The 13,573-nt window shown below is 63.4% G+C and carries 13 protein-coding genes; 1 reads left to right on the top strand and 12 read right to left on the bottom strand.

Annotation, left to right across the window (positions count from 1 at the left end; all coding sequences use genetic code 11):
- Positions 1-37: 37 nt before the first annotated feature.
- The gene (locus NKJ73_RS03850) at positions 38-532 is read left to right on the top strand and encodes a DUF8737 domain-containing protein (RefSeq protein WP_352568407.1); all 495 of its coding nucleotides are present in this window, start codon (positions 38-40) and stop codon (positions 530-532) included.
- 5 nt (positions 533-537) lie between these two features.
- On the opposite strand, the gene NKJ73_RS03845 is transcribed toward NKJ73_RS03850, so the two are convergent.
- The 12 genes from NKJ73_RS03845 to NKJ73_RS03790 all read right to left on the bottom strand — a co-directional run bounded on the left by NKJ73_RS03845 (position 538) and on the right by NKJ73_RS03790 (position 13,510).
- Positions 538-1,977, bottom strand: coding sequence for a S8 family serine peptidase (locus NKJ73_RS03845; RefSeq protein ID WP_352568405.1), 1,440 nt, complete (start codon positions 1,975-1,977; stop codon positions 538-540).
- The gene (locus NKJ73_RS03840; RefSeq protein ID WP_352568403.1) at positions 1,967-2,635 is read right to left on the bottom strand and encodes an anti-sigma factor; all 669 of its coding nucleotides are present in this window, start codon (positions 2,633-2,635) and stop codon (positions 1,967-1,969) included. The genes NKJ73_RS03845 and NKJ73_RS03840 overlap by 11 nt, the downstream gene beginning before the upstream one ends.
- On the bottom strand, positions 2,632-3,195 hold the full coding sequence (locus tag NKJ73_RS03835) for a sigma-70 family RNA polymerase sigma factor (protein WP_352452243.1): 564 nt from the start codon (positions 3,193-3,195) through the stop codon (positions 2,632-2,634). Before NKJ73_RS03835 ends, NKJ73_RS03840 begins: the two co-directional genes overlap by 4 nt.
- A 131-nt stretch (positions 3,196-3,326) precedes the next feature.
- Entirely contained in the window at positions 3,327-4,166 is an 840-nt protein-coding gene (locus tag NKJ73_RS03830) for an alkaline phosphatase family protein (RefSeq protein WP_084641081.1), read from the bottom strand.
- 93 nt (positions 4,167-4,259) lie between these two features.
- The gene (locus NKJ73_RS03825) at positions 4,260-5,945 is read right to left on the bottom strand and encodes an ABC transporter ATP-binding protein (RefSeq protein ID WP_023676216.1); all 1,686 of its coding nucleotides are present in this window, start codon (positions 5,943-5,945) and stop codon (positions 4,260-4,262) included.
- A complete protein-coding gene (locus NKJ73_RS03820) occupies positions 5,945-6,772 on the bottom strand; it encodes an ABC transporter permease (protein WP_352568402.1) in 828 nt (275 codons plus the stop codon). The genes NKJ73_RS03825 and NKJ73_RS03820 overlap by 1 nt, the downstream gene beginning before the upstream one ends.
- A gap of 11 nt (positions 6,773-6,783) precedes the next feature.
- Complete coding sequence (locus tag NKJ73_RS03815) at positions 6,784-7,743, bottom strand: ABC transporter permease (protein WP_023676218.1); 960 nt, start codon at positions 7,741-7,743, stop codon at positions 6,784-6,786.
- Between the two features lie 16 nt (positions 7,744-7,759).
- Positions 7,760-9,346 (bottom strand): ABC transporter substrate-binding protein, encoded by a 1,587-nt coding sequence (locus tag NKJ73_RS03810; RefSeq protein WP_023676219.1) that lies wholly within the window; start codon positions 9,344-9,346, stop codon positions 7,760-7,762.
- A gap of 154 nt (positions 9,347-9,500) precedes the next feature.
- On the bottom strand, positions 9,501-11,483 hold the full coding sequence (locus tag NKJ73_RS03805; protein ID WP_352568401.1) for a CocE/NonD family hydrolase: 1,983 nt from the start codon (positions 11,481-11,483) through the stop codon (positions 9,501-9,503).
- Positions 11,484-11,568: 85 nt separating this feature from the next.
- Positions 11,569-12,162, bottom strand: coding sequence for a nucleoside deaminase (locus NKJ73_RS03800; RefSeq protein WP_031211650.1), 594 nt, complete (start codon positions 12,160-12,162; stop codon positions 11,569-11,571).
- A complete protein-coding gene (locus tag NKJ73_RS03795) occupies positions 12,162-12,665 on the bottom strand; it encodes an ureidoglycolate lyase (protein ID WP_352568400.1) in 504 nt (167 codons plus the stop codon). Before NKJ73_RS03795 ends, NKJ73_RS03800 begins: the two co-directional genes overlap by 1 nt.
- Positions 12,662-13,510 carry a bifunctional allantoicase/(S)-ureidoglycine aminohydrolase gene (locus NKJ73_RS03790; RefSeq protein ID WP_502896636.1) on the bottom strand — a complete coding sequence of 283 codons (849 nt, stop codon included), beginning with the start codon at positions 13,508-13,510 and terminating at the stop codon, positions 12,662-12,664. Before NKJ73_RS03790 ends, NKJ73_RS03795 begins: the two co-directional genes overlap by 4 nt.
- Between the last annotated feature and the right edge of the window lie 63 nt (positions 13,511-13,573).

The following is a 13,573-nucleotide window of genomic DNA, read 5'->3' as shown; positions in this document are numbered from 1 at the left end:
GCTTAAAGCCGCGTGAATCAACTGTTGAGGAAGCCAAATGTCCACGGAAATGGTATTCCAAACCCACCTTGTTCTCGGCTACGTCGCGTGGCTGCTTTGCTTCGGCGCGTACGGTTTGCCGTGGCTCAGGTCGATGGACCGGGTCGCGGCGCAACGCGCCATCGCCACGCTGCACAGCTTCCGCTTCTTCGGGCTCGTCTTCCTGGTTCCAGGTGTCGTAAGCCCCAATCTGCCCACCGACTTCGCCGTATTCGCCGCCTACGGCGATTTCGCGACTGGCGTGCTGGCCATGCTGGCGCTGCTCACGGTGAGGATACGCCCGCTCTTCTGGCCGTTGGTCGTCGCCTTCAATGTCGCGGGGACGGCCGACCTCATCGTCGACTATTACCACGCCATTCAGATCGGCCTTCCTGCACGCGCAGGCGAACTGGGCGCCACCTACGCGATCCCGATCATCTACGTACCGCTGCTGATGATAACGCACATCGCCGCATTCTATTTTCTCCTACGTCCTCAGCAAAACGCGACCTGAGCGGGCTATTCCTTCGCCGCTTCGGCCGCCTTGGTGTCCAGCAGGCCAAAGCCGAAATCATTGTCCCGCCCCTTGGGGCCGAGATCCCTGGCGGTGGCGGCAAGTGCTTTCTCGACCCAGTCGGCCGAACGGTCGGGTGCGGCATGGAACAGGTTGGCGACGGCGCCGGTCACGATCGCCGCTGCAAACGAAGTCCCCGTCACCACGTCCGAGCCGGCGCCGCTTGGCGCTACCATCTCGACGCCGGGAGCGGAGATGAAGACGTAGGCGCCGCGATTGGCCTGCGGCATCAGCCCGTCCTTGGCATCGGTGGCCGTCACCGCGATCACGCCGACGAAGGCGGCCGGATAACCGTAGGGCGCCTTCGGCCCATTATTGCCCGCGGCCGCAACCAGCACGATGCCAAGCGCGCGCGCATTGCGGCAGGCGATGCCGAGCAGGTCGTTCTTCGGGCCGACGAAGCTCATATTGATGATGCGGACATCCTGCTCCGCCGCCCAGTCGAGCGCCGAAAGGATGACGTCCATGGTCGACTTGCCGCCCTCGAAGGCGCGGGCATGATAGATCCTGGCGCCCGGCGCCATACCTTTGAACGCGCCGTTACCGGCGATCAATCCGTCGACCGAGGTGCCGTGGTCGCGCGCCGTGATCGGCACATCGGGCATGGCATCGAACTGCCCGGCAATGACGCCGGAGAGCGCCGGATTGCCGTCATCGATGCCGGTGTCGATGACGCCGACGCGCACATTCTCGCCGCTGGCTTTGTCGGCATCGAGCGCGATGCGCTCGAACGCATAATTGACGATGCTGGCCGCCTGCTGCAGCGAGTAGACATGGTTGGCCTCACGCCGCAAAGTACGGCCGTCGGCGGCAAGCTGCGCCAGCACGACGCCGACCGGGCGGCCATCGGGAATACCGAAGCGCACCAGTGTGTTGCCGAGCAGCCGCGACTGCCGCTGCGAGCGTATCTCGAGGCCGAACGAGGCCGCGATCTGCTGGACCGCGCCGGCATCGCCATTGACCGTGACCAGCACCTCGTCGGGCACGAAATCGCCGATCACGGCGCGCGGCGGCTCGGTTGCCACAAGATCGGTGGGTGCTACGACCGGACCGCCCGGCGCGGCAGCCTGTATTGCCGGCGCGACGGCGGGTGGGGTTGCAGTATTGCCAGGAGGTATAGGCGCCTCGGTGACTACGGCAGGATTGGGGAACAGGTCGACAATCAAGTCCGGAAGAAACACCGCGCCCGTTATTCCAGGAGCCAGCGCTTTGCCGCCATCCTTCACGGCGCCGCCATCCTTGGCGCAGTCGGCGTTGGCAGCATTTCCCCGGTTCAGGCAGTCGATCTCAGCCTGGGTGAGGTTCGGGTCATTGGTCTGCGCCATTGCGGACGCGGCGAAGATTGTCATCGCTGCCGTCAATCGAATGACCGCCTTAGCCGCCATCAGCCGGTTTCCTTCCCTCCAGCGCAGCTTCGGTGAAAGGCTGGGCGGCAATAAGGCCAAGCAGCTTCTGATAGTCGGCGGCGGTCTTGGCCGGAACGCCGAGGCGGAAGACGCCGTCGGCGGTCGGCCCGCCGGCGATCTTCAACTGGTTCTGATCGAGAAAAGCGATGATGTCGGACAGCTTCGCATCCGGTTTGAACTTCACAAGGGCAAACGGCATTTTGGCCAGATCGTCCTCCGATCCGGCAATCTCGAAATCGCCACCTCTGTTGCCGGTCTGCACAAAGGATTGCGCGACGACCAGGGCCAGCAGCACCGCGGCCGCGGCCCAGGCGACGCCGACCGGCACCGCCATGAAGCGGCTCCAGGCTTGCGCCAGCCAGGACGATGCCGCAGGCGCGCGGGACGGGCCGGCCTCGGCGTCGAGCGCCTTGGCAAAGCGGCTGAGCGCATCGGCCGGCGGGCGGATTGCCTCGTTTGCGGCAGCGGTGCCGGAGAATTCGGCCTCGGCCTCGCCTAGTGCGGCCATGGCCGCCGGATCGCTCGCCAGCCATTCCTCGATGGCTTCGAGCTCGGTGCCCTCCAGCGAGCCGTTCAGATAAAACGGCAGCAGCATTTCCATTTCGTCGCGGCGTGACATTTTTTCAGCGGCGCTCATGGCCACCCCCTGTCGTAACCGGCGGCCTTGAGGGCTTCGCCGAGTTTCTTGCGGGCGTAGAACATCCTGGTCTTGACCGTTGCGACCGGGATGCCGAGTACCTCGCCGATCTCGCTCACCGATTGCCCGTGATAATAGGCAAGGTCGATCACCGTGCGGTGCTCTTCCGGCATGGCATCGATAAAGCGTCGCAAGGCGGCGGCCTTGTCTTCCTTCATCGTCACGACTTCCGGCGTGTCGGCGCCGTCGGCGACCTGGGCCGCGTCATCGTCGTCGATCCAGTCTTCCTTCTTCTTGCGCAGCAGGGACAGCGCCTTGAAGCGGGCAATGCCGAGCAGCCATGTCGAGACCTCCGAGCGCCCCTCGAAGGCCGGTGCCTGCCGCCAGAGTTCGAGGAACACCTCGTTCGCGATATCGTCGGCCATCAGTTCCGATCCCGTCTGGCGTGCCACGAAGCGGTAGACCCGCGCGTGGTGGCGCATGAACAGGAGCCGCACGGCGGCACGGTCACCTTTCGCGACCCGCTCGACAAGCGCGCGATCGGTCTCCGCGGCCGTCATCGCCGGTCGAGCCGCCTGGCTCCTGCCTGCTCTGTCGCTGATCGGCCCAAAAAGGTTCACCGCATCCGCCCGTATATTTGCGGAGGCTAACTGAAGAGCGGGAGCGTTGCCAGAGGGAGAAGAGGGCGCGCTCAACTCAGGAACGGCTCGGCCTTCATCGTCGCCGGCACCGGCACGCCGAGGCGCACAAGCACCGTCGGCGCGAGCTGCAGCTGATCGAGCAGCGTATTGGCTTCCGGACCCTCGCCGGATCCGAAGTAGTAAAGTGCGAAATCCTGCATCTCCTCGTCGTGGCCGCCATGATGGCCGCGATCGGTCTGGCCATGATCGGCGGTGACGATCACCTCGTAGCCGGCTTCCCGCCAGCGCGGCAGAAAGCCGGCGAGCATGGCGTCCATTGCATAGACGGCATGATCCATCTCGTGGCAGTCATGGCCGAAGCGGTGGCCCATCGAGTCCAGCGTGCAGCTGTGCAGGATGCCGTAGTCGATGCCGTAGCGCCTGGTCAGCATGGTCAACGTCGCGAACAGGTCGACGTCGCTCGGCGTCATCTGGTTCCTGGCATTGTAGCCGGTCATGGTGTGGAACCGGCCATGGCTGATCGGCCTGCCCGGCTGGTCGAACTCCATGTCCTCGACCAGGTCGAACGGATAGGCCCGAAAGAATTCGGACCAGTAGGAGTGGGTGACCGCACCGGTCTTGCCGCCGGCCCTGCTGACTTCGGAAAAGATGTCCGGCTGTTCGACGCGAAACCGGTTCTCGTTCGACAGGATGCCGTGCACTTGAGGCGGCACGCCGGTGTGGATCGAGGCATAGCAGGATGCCGAGGTCGACGGCAGCACGGAGCGCATCTTCCACACGCGGGCTTCGCCTGATTGCACCCAGCCTTCGAGATTGCCCATCAGCCGTCGCCAGTTCCGGTAAGGCACGCCGTCGAGGATGATGAGCAATAGTTTTGTGTTGAGCGCCAAGGGCGCCTCCATGCGGCTTAATCGGAAAAGTCAGGGCGGGCCTGCCGTTCAATCCACGCCCGGACAGGATCGTCGGGCGCAAAGGGCGGCCCGCTAGTTCCCCGCGCTGGCCATGCGCCGTCCCTTGATCGCTTTCTCTAGCCAGCCGATCTCCATTTCTGGCACCGACGATAGCAAAAGATCGGTGTAGGCATCGAAGGGTGGCGTCAGCACGGTGCTCTTGGCGCCGTAGCGCACCACTTCGCCGCGATACATCACGGCGATTGAATCGGCGATCGACTTGACCGTGGCCAGGTCGTGGGTGATGAACAGATAGGCGACGTTTTCCTCTTTCTGCAGCCCGAGGAGCAGCTCCAGTATGCCGTGGGCGACCAGCGGATCGAGCGCCGAGGTCACCTCGTCGCAGATGATCAGCTTCGGCTTTGCGGCGAGCGAGCGGGCGATGCAGACGCGCTGCTTCTGGCCGCCCGAAAGCTCGGCCGGATAGCGGTCGACATAGCCTTTGCCCATTTCGATCTTGTCGAGCAGTTCCGCGACACGGGCGTCACGTTGCCTTCCGCGCAGACCGAAATAGAATTCCAGCGGCCGGCCGATGATGGTGCCGACCGTCTGGCGCGGGTTCATCGCCACGTCGGCCATCTGGTAGATCATCTGCAGTTGGCGAAGATCCTCTTTCGGCCGGTCGGCAAGCCGGTTGGCGAGCGGCCGTCCGTCGAAGGTGACGGTGCCTTGTTCGGGCGGCAAGAGGCCGGTGATGGCGCGCGCCAGTGTCGATTTGCCGGAGCCGGACTCGCCGACCACCGCCAGCGTCTGGCCGGGGAAAATATCGATCGAGACGTTCTTCAGCACCTTGATGTGACTGCGGCCATAGGCGGCGGTGATGTTCTTGACCGACAGGAACGGGCTCGTGCCAGGCTTCTGCTCCTGGTGTTCGATCTCATGCACCGAAACCAGCGCGTTGGTGTATTCCTGGCGCGGCTCCTTGATGATCTGGCGGGTGCCGCCCCATTCGACCAGCCGGCCGTGGCGCAGCACCATGATCTCGTCCGAGACCTGGGCGACGACGGCAAGGTCGTGAGTGATGTAGAGCGCCGCGACATGCGTGTCGCGGATGGCATCCTTGATCGCCGCCAAGACGTCGATCTGCGTCGTCACGTCGAGCGCCGTGGTCGGCTCGTCGAAGACGATCAGGTCGGGTTCCGAGCACAGCGCCATTGCCGTCATCACGCGCTGCAGCTGACCGCCCGAGACCTGGTGGGGGAAGCGCTCGCCGATGCTTTCGGGGTTCGGCAGGCTGAGCTTCTTGAACAGCGCCACGGCGCGCTTTTCGGCTTCGGCCCGCGTCGCCGTGCCGTGCAGGAGTGCTGCCTCGACCACCTGGTCCATCAGCCTGTGCGCCGGATTGAAGGCGGCTGCCGCCGATTGCGCGACATAGCAGACCTCGCGGCCGCGCAATTTGCGAAATCCTTCGTTGCCGCCCTTCAGGATGTCGCGGCCATTGAGGATGACCTCGCCGCCGGTGATGCGCACGCCGCCGCGGCCGTAGCCCATCGACGACAGGCCGATGGTCGATTTGCCGGCGCCGGACTCGCCGATCAGGCCAAGCACCTTGCCCTTCTCCAGCGTCAGCGAGACATCGTGCACCAGCACGATGTTCTTCGGCGCCTCACCCGGCGGGTATACCGTGGCCTCGATGCGCAGATTGCGAATGTCGAGCAGCACGCCGGACTTCGGTTGCCCGGGCTTCGGTTGCCCGGGCTTCGGTTGCTTGTCAGCCATTACCCGCGTCCTCCCTTCAGGCTTGTCGTGCGGTTGAGCACCCAGTCGGCGACGAGATTGACGGAAATCGCCAGCGCTGCGATCGCCGCCGCCGGAATGAGGGCGGCGCCTATGCCGAAGACGATGCCGTCCTTGTTTTCCTTGACCATGCCGCCCCAATCGGCGCTAGGCGGCTGCACGCCAAGGCCGAGGAAGGACAGCGTCGACAGGAACAGTACGGCATAGATGAAGCGCAGGCCGAGTTCCGAAACCAGCGGCGACAGCGCATTGGGCAGGATCTCGCGGAAGATGATCCAGCCGCTGCCTTCGCCGCGCAATTTGGCCGCCTCGACATAATCCATGACGTTGATGTCGACGGCGACCGCCCTCGACAGGCGGTAGACGCGGGTCGAATCCAGAACGCCCATGACCAGGATCAGCGTCACCAGATTGGATGGCAGCACCGACAGCACGACAAGGGCCATGATCAATGTCGGGATCGACATCAGGAGATCGACGAGACGCGACAGAAGCGTGTCGAACCAGCCGCCGAACACCGCGGCCGAGAAGCCGAGGATGGCACCGAGCGAGAACGACAGCGCGGTCGCCAGCACCGCGATGAACAGGGTGATTCGGGCGCCGTAGATCATGCGCGACATCAGATCGCGGCCGAGATTGTCGGTGCCCAGCCAATGCGCCGCCGACATCGGTTCCCAAGGGACGTCGCTGACGATCTCGGCATTGCCATGCGGCGCGATCCACGGCGCAAAAATTGCTGCCAGCACGAACAGCGCCGTCAGCACGATGCCGACCAATGCCGGGATGGGGATGCGTTTGATGACGAGCATACCCGCCCCCCTCATTTCGGATGTCTGAGGCGCGGATTGGCGATGATCGCCGCTATGTCCGCGATGATGTTCAGGCTGATGTAGACGGCGGCGAAGATCAGCCCGACCGCCTGCACCACCGGCACGTCACGCTTGGTGACGTGGTCGACGAGGTATTGGCCCATGCCTGGATAGACAAAGATAACTTCGACCACGACGACGCCGACGATCAGGTAAGCGAGATTGAGCATCACGACGTTGATGATCGGCGCAATGGCATTGGGGAAGGCATGCCTGCGGATGACCGCGAAGGCCGAAAGCCCCTTGAGTTCGGCGGTTTCGACATAGGCCGACTGCATGACATTGAGGATCGCGGCGCGCGTCATGCGCATCATATGGGCTAGCACCACCAGGGTCAGCGCCGCCGCCGGCAGTGCGATGGCCTGAATGCGTTCGCCGAAAGGCATCCCGTCATAGACAGTGGAAATGGCGGGAAACCATTGATGTTGCACCGCGAAGAAAAAGACGAGCACATAGCCGACGAAGAATTCCGGGAAGGACGTCGAGGCCAGCGCCAGTCCCGAGATCAGCTTGTCGACCCAGCCATTGCGGTAGCGCACCGCGATCAGCCCGAGGATGATCGCCAGCGGCACCGCGACGACCGCCGCCCAGAAGGCGAGGAACAGCGTGTTCCACAGCCTTCCCTTGATAGAGGTTGCGATATCCTGACCGCTCGACATCGCCGTGCCGAGATCACCGGTCAGAATGCCGCCGAGCCAGCGAAAATAACGGATGTAAGCGGGATCATTGAGGCCGAGCTGCTCGCGCAGATTGGCGAGCGACTCCGGTGTCGCCGACTGTCCTAGGATGGCTTGCGCGACGTCGCCGGGCAGGATCTGGGTGCCGGCGAAGATCAGGACCGAAACGGCCAACAGCAGCAGAATGCCCAGCGCAATGCGCTGGGCCACCAGTTTCACGATGGGTGAGGACATATCCGCAAGGCCGGGCTCAGGCTTCGAGCCAGCACTTCGCCAGAGCATATCCGTTCATCAACTCCTGATGCGGATCATCCACCCACCCGGCAACCTTGGCGCCCGTCGCGTCGATAAACTGATTGAACATCGGCAGGATCAGGCCGCCCTCGTCGCGCACCATCACAGCCATGTCGTGGTACATTGCCTTGCGCTTGGCCTCGTCGAGCTCGGCGCGAGCCGCCAGCACCATCTTGTCGAAATCCGGACGCTTGAACCGTGTGTCGTTCCAGTCGGCCGTCGACAGATAGGCAGTCGAGTACATCTGGTCCTGCGTCGACCGGCCGCCCCAGTAGGAGGCGCAGAAGGGCTGCTTGTTCCAGACTTCCGACCAATAGCCGTCGCCCGGCTCGCGCTTGATCTCCAGCGTGATGCCGGCCTTGGCAGCACTCTGCTGGAACAGCTGTGCAGCATCGACGGCACCGGGGAAGGCGACGTCCGACGTCCGGAGCAGGACGGCACCGTCATGGCCCGACTTCTTGTAGTGGAACTTGGCCTTGTCGGGATCGTATTTGCGCTGCTCGATTTCGGTGAATAGCGGGTACGATGCATTGATCGGGAAGTCGTTGCCGAGCGAGCCATAGCCACGCAGCACCTTGTTCAGCATCTCCTCGCGGTCGATCGCCAGCTTCAACGCCATCCGCAAATCGTTGTTGTCGAACGGCGCGGTGTTGCAGTGCATGATGAAGACGTAGTGGCCGGGTCCCGAATGGTTGCGGATGGTGACGCCGGGCACGCGCTTGATCAGATCGACGATCTTCGGCTCGACGCGGTTGATCATGTGGACCTGGCCGCCCTGCAGGGCGGCCGTGCGCGCCGTGGCGTCGTTGATGACGATGATCTCTATCTGGTCGGCATGGCCCATCTTGTCGCCCTGCCAATAATTGGCGAAGCGCTCGCCGCCATGGCGCACGCCGGGCTCGTTGGTGGTGACCTTGTAAGGACCCGCCGAGATGCCGGCATCGGCCTTGTCCTTGCCGCCATTCGGCTGAATGATCAGGTGATAGTCGCTAAGCAGGTAGGGCAGGTCGGCATTCGGCTCCTTCAGCGTCAGCACCACTTCCTTGCCGCTGGCCTTGATGCTCTCGATGCCTTTCATATAACCGAGCGCACCGGACTTTGACTTCTCGTCCGAATGGCGTTCGAGGGTGGCGGCCACGTCCTCTGCGGTCACCTTCTTGCCGTTGTGGAACTCGACGCCATCGCGGATCTTCAGCGTCCAGGTCTTGGCGTCGTCCGACGAGCCGATCTCCTCGGCGATGCGGTTCTCGAGCTTGCCTTCGGGAGACAGTTCGACGATCAGTTCGCCCCACATCTTGCCGAAGGCGAACGGCACCTGCGTCATAAACAGCGCCGGATCGAGGCTGTTGGTGGACTCGCCACCGACCAGGCCGGCCTTGAGCGTGCCGCCCTTGACCGGACCCGCCGCGCGGGAAGCGCTGGATAGCAGCGAATTGGCGATGGTTGCGGTGACGCCAAGCGCTGCTGCCCGGCCGAGAAAATCGCGACGGCTCAGCTTGCCGGACGCAACGCGCCGGCTCAGATATTCCAGTTCGTTCGACATGTTGAGTTCCTCACTCTGCTGGTCCGACCTTATGGTCGTTTTTCTCATTTCTATCGGGAGAATAATGACCGTAAGGGAAAGCGGTAAGCAAGACCGAATGCGACATGCCGTGGCGTAAATCGTGCGTCGCAATTGGACCAATCGCTATAAGCGCTCAAAGCAGTGCGCGCGGGATTTTCTCCTCGAAGTTGCGCTCGAAGACCAGTTTTTCGCCTTCGTAGGCTTCGATTCTGGCGCTAACCACGAAGCTTTGCGCGTCGGACCGCATTTCGGCGAAGGTTTCGGTGCGCACCGACCATCCATTTCGCGACAGCGTCTGGGTCCAATGCGTCTTGCCCGAGGCTGACAGCGGATTGTCGGGATGGATCGCCCATGTCTCTCTGGCGATGCTGCCATTGGCGAGGCCATGCTCCAGGTCGCGCACCTCACCGAAATCGTCGACGATGGAAAGCGTAATCATTCCGGTCTTTTCGTCGCGATCGACATGACGCTCGGAATTGGCGGGCCGAAGCGTCTCCGTTGCCCAGGGCGCAGCACCTTCGGGAGCGGGGAAGGTGACCTCGTCGCCTGTCGCCGGCGGGCGTACCGGCAGCATCAATGTCGCGGCCGACAATTCGAGCCGGACCGGCTCCGGCGACGGCCAGATCATCGGCCAGTAGGCGTTCGAAACGGCAACGCGCAAGCGATGGCCGGCCGGCACGCGATAGGCGCATTGGTCGAGCACCACCCGGGCGCTGACGGTTTCGCCGGGCACCAGCGCTTCGGGAAATTCGTGCGAGTTGCGATGCGTCAGGTTGAGCACGCCGTACGAGATCAGCTCCGATGCCCCGTCCGGATGGACGTCGCACAGCCGAACCGCGATGTTCGCCTGGCGCCGGTCCGACGAGACGCTGACCACAACTTCGGGAGCACCGACAATGTCGACCGTTTCGGTCAGCACCGGCTGGTCGAAGCACACCGACAGCGCATCGTCGGGGCGCTGGTCACCCGGCAGTTCCGGGCCGAAGGTGAAGGGGAAATATTCGCCGCCGGCGAGGCCGCAGCTTTGCGGCGAAGCGACGATAGCGTGGTTGCCTTCAGCGATAAGCTCAACCTCTTGCGTCTTGATGTTGGGTGACGGCCATTCCGATTCAGCGACCCAGCGGCCCGGCCGCTCGGGATGCCAGCGTGCCGGACGCACGCTGTCCATGACATAGGCGCGGTAGGCGGGGTCGGCCTCGACGCCGGTGTCGATGTCCTTCAGCCAGCGGTCCCACCAGCGCAAGGCCTCCTGCAGGAAGCCGATGCGCGGTTCGGGCGCGGCGTAATGCGGGTATTTGTGGATCCACGGGCCGACGATGCCCTTGACCGGCGCCTCGATATTGACGGCGAGATGGGAAATCGTATTGCGATAGCCATCATGCCAGCCGCCGATCGACAGCACCGCGGCATGGATGGCGGAATAGTCCTCGCAGATCGAGCCGCGCCTCCAATAGGCGTCGCGATGCTGGTGCTTCAGCCACAGCGGTGCCAGGAATGGCTGGTTCTCCAGCCTGGTCAGCCACAGGTCGCGCCATCTGTTGTCGCCGGCCAGCAACGGATCCGGCGGCCTTGACGAATAGGACAGCATGGTCGAGGCCCAGCCGAAATTCTCGATCAGCAGGCAGCCGCCCTTGTAGTGGATGTCGTCGGCATAGCGGTCGACCGTCGAACAGAGACTGATGGCCGCCTTCAGCGCCGGCGGCTGCTTAGACGCCACCTGCAGGCAGTTGAAGCCGCCCCACGAAATGCCCATCATGCCGACATTGCCGTTGCACCAGGGCTGGTCCGCCGCCCAGGCGATGACGTCGCAAGCGTCCTGCAATTCCTGCTCGGAATATTCGTCGTCCATCAGCCCTTCGGAATCGCCATTGCCGCGCATGTCGACGCGGATCGAGGCGTAGCCGTGGCCGGCAAAATAGGGATGCGTCAGCTGATCACGATAGATCGTGCCGTCGCGCTTGCGATAGGGCAGGTGTTCGAGGATTGCCGGCACTGGGTCGTCGGCAGCATCGGCCGGCATCCACACCCGCGCCGACAGCCGGCAGCCGTCCGGCATGATGATCCCCATATCCGGAAATTCGACGATCTTTCGGGGGAATTCAGTGACGATTTTCATGCGGGCGAACTCCAGGAGCGCCAGATGATGGAGCCCGTGAGAGCGCGTCATGGGCCAGTCAACGAATTCGGCTGGTCAATCCGCGTCAATTCAGCGGAATGTCGTTTTCGTCCTTGCCGGCCTGATAGGCGCCGGACAATTCGTCATAGCGCGTTGATATTGTGTGGATGCGCGCTTCCAGCCGACCGCGCTCGGGGTCCGGCAGCGAGCGCACCAATTTGCGGATCGAAAAGCTCTTCCAATAGGCATTCTCGGCATTGTAGCCGCCGGGATCGAGGGTGAAGACCTCTTTCAGGATCTTCAAATCGTGCGGGATGTCGAAGCTGTCGCGCGAGTCCTCGTGGCTGAACAGATAGAAGAAATTGTCGAAGCCGGTCCAGGTGATCGCCGACAGACAGAGCGAGCAGGGCTCGTGGGTGGCGAGGAAGATAGCCTCCCTGGTGTCGACGCGCTCGGCTTTCGGCAGTTCGTAGAAGCGCTTCAGGCAGTGCACCTCGCCGTGCCAGAGCGGGTTTTCGGTCTCGTTATTGGTTTCGGCAAGCACCAGCGAGCGGTCGTCCTTGCGCAGGATCGCCGCGCCGAACAACTTGTTGCCATGCGCGACGCCCTCGGCCGTCTTCGGCACGATGTCGTGCTCTATGACATCGAGCAGGCGGTCGATCAGCGAAATGTCGGTCATCACCGGCTCCCATCGGGAAGATGTATCTCGTAGGCGTGCGAGAAATGGCACTCTTCGAGATTGGAGTCGTCGCCGCCACGGTCGACGACCAGGAAGTCCTGCGGCTCGCCGATCGGCGTCAGCACGCCGTGCCACAAATTGCGCGGATAGTTGATGCCTTGCCCGGGCGCGGTGATGAAGGCATGCGGCTCGCCCGGGCCCTCCTCGCCGTCATGGCAGACGACGACCAGGAACGGCCGTGGTGACAGCGGGATGAAGGCCTGGCTGCCAAACGGATGGCGCTCCACCATGGTAAGCTTCAACGGCAGCTCATAGGGCGTGCCACGCACCATCGAGATCAGCACGCGCGCATTCGGCCCTCGTGCTTCCGCGGTGGCGAGGTCATGGTAGCGCTCGGCCTTGCCGCCATTGATCGGATAGTGGTTGTCGCCGCCCATATCGATGACGTCGCCGAATTCGGCGAAATTCTCGCGGGTCAGCGGCCGCGCGACGATGCGGGTCATGGTGTAGGTCTCGCGACGCCGGCGCTGCCAAGCTTGGCGTGGCGGTTGACGTCCTTGTAGAGGAGATAGCGGAATTTGCCTGGCCCGCCGGCATAACAAGCCTGCGGGCAGAAGGCGCGCAGCCACATATAGTCGCCAGCCTCGACCTCGACCCAATCCTGGTTGAGACGATAGACCGCCTTGCCCTCCAGCACATAGAGCCCGTGCTCCATGACATGCGTCTCGGCGAAAGGAATGACCGCGCCCGGCTCGAGCGTGACGATGGTGACATGCATGTCGTGACGCATGTCGGCCGGATCGACGAAGCGCGTGGTCGCCCATCGGCCTTCGGTACCCGGCATCGGCGTCGGCGCGATTTCCTGTTCGTTGACGAAGAACGCTTGCGGCGGCTCGATGCCGTCGACTGCATCATAAGTCTTGCGGATCCAGTGGAAGCGGACGGCGGCGCCGCTTTCATTGTGCACCGTCCACCCACTCGCCGGCGGCAGGAAGGCAAAGCCGCCCGGCATTAAGCTATGTTTCTTGCCGGCAAGCGAAACGCTTAGCTCGCCTTCGACCACGAACAGCGCACCTTCGGCGGCGGCGTCAAGCTCAGGGTGGTCGCTGCCGCCGCCAGGCGCGAGCTCGACGATATATTGCGAAAACGTCTCGGCAAAACCCGACAGCGGCCGCGACAGCACCCAGACGCGTGTCCCATCCCAGAACGGCAAGGCGCTGGTGACGATGTCCTGCATCACGCCCTTGGGGATGACGGCATAGGCCTGTGTGAACACAGCGCGGCCGGTCAGCAATTCGCTCTGGCCGGGATGTCCGCCCTGCGGCGCATAATAGGTTCGCTCGGCCATTTTCATCATATCCATAAATTCAAGCCTGTTGCGGAAGCCAGGGCCTATCGCGGCAGCCAAAGC

It is taken from the genome of Mesorhizobium sp. M0074, from assembly GCF_040322975.1.
Classification (GTDB): Bacteria; Pseudomonadota; Alphaproteobacteria; order Rhizobiales; family Rhizobiaceae; genus Mesorhizobium.
Note: the sequence above shows the minus strand (reverse complement) of the source record. Positions and strands in the feature narration are given on the sequence as shown.

Bases quoted from the DNA above. Each gene is read 5' to 3' on its own strand.
- NKJ73_RS03850 (WP_352568407.1), top strand. From the start codon at position 38: ATGTCCACGGAAATGGTATTCCAAACCCACCTTGTTCTCGGCTACGTC.
- NKJ73_RS03845 (WP_352568405.1), bottom strand. From the start codon at position 1,977: ATGGCGGCTAAGGCGGTCATTCGATTGACGGCAGCGATGACAATCTTC.
- NKJ73_RS03840 (WP_352568403.1), bottom strand. From the start codon at position 2,635: ATGAGCGCCGCTGAAAAAATGTCACGCCGCGACGAAATGGAAATGCTG.
- NKJ73_RS03835 (WP_352452243.1), bottom strand. From the start codon at position 3,195: ATGACGGCCGCGGAGACCGATCGCGCGCTTGTCGAGCGGGTCGCGAAA.
- NKJ73_RS03825 (WP_023676216.1), bottom strand. From the start codon at position 5,945: ATGGCTGACAAGCAACCGAAGCCCGGGCAACCGAAGCCCGGGCAACCG.
- NKJ73_RS03820 (WP_352568402.1), bottom strand. From the start codon at position 6,772: ATGCTCGTCATCAAACGCATCCCCATCCCGGCATTGGTCGGCATCGTG.
- NKJ73_RS03815 (WP_023676218.1), bottom strand. From the start codon at position 7,743: ATGTCCTCACCCATCGTGAAACTGGTGGCCCAGCGCATTGCGCTGGGC.
- NKJ73_RS03810 (WP_023676219.1), bottom strand. From the start codon at position 9,346: ATGTCGAACGAACTGGAATATCTGAGCCGGCGCGTTGCGTCCGGCAAG.
- NKJ73_RS03805 (WP_352568401.1), bottom strand. From the start codon at position 11,483: ATGAAAATCGTCACTGAATTCCCCCGAAAGATCGTCGAATTTCCGGAT.
- NKJ73_RS03800 (WP_031211650.1), bottom strand. From the start codon at position 12,162: ATGACCGACATTTCGCTGATCGACCGCCTGCTCGATGTCATAGAGCAC.
- NKJ73_RS03795 (WP_352568400.1), bottom strand. From the start codon at position 12,665: ATGACCCGCATCGTCGCGCGGCCGCTGACCCGCGAGAATTTCGCCGAA.
- NKJ73_RS03790 (WP_502896636.1), bottom strand. From the start codon at position 13,510: ATGGCCGAGCGAACCTATTATGCGCCGCAGGGCGGACATCCCGGCCAG.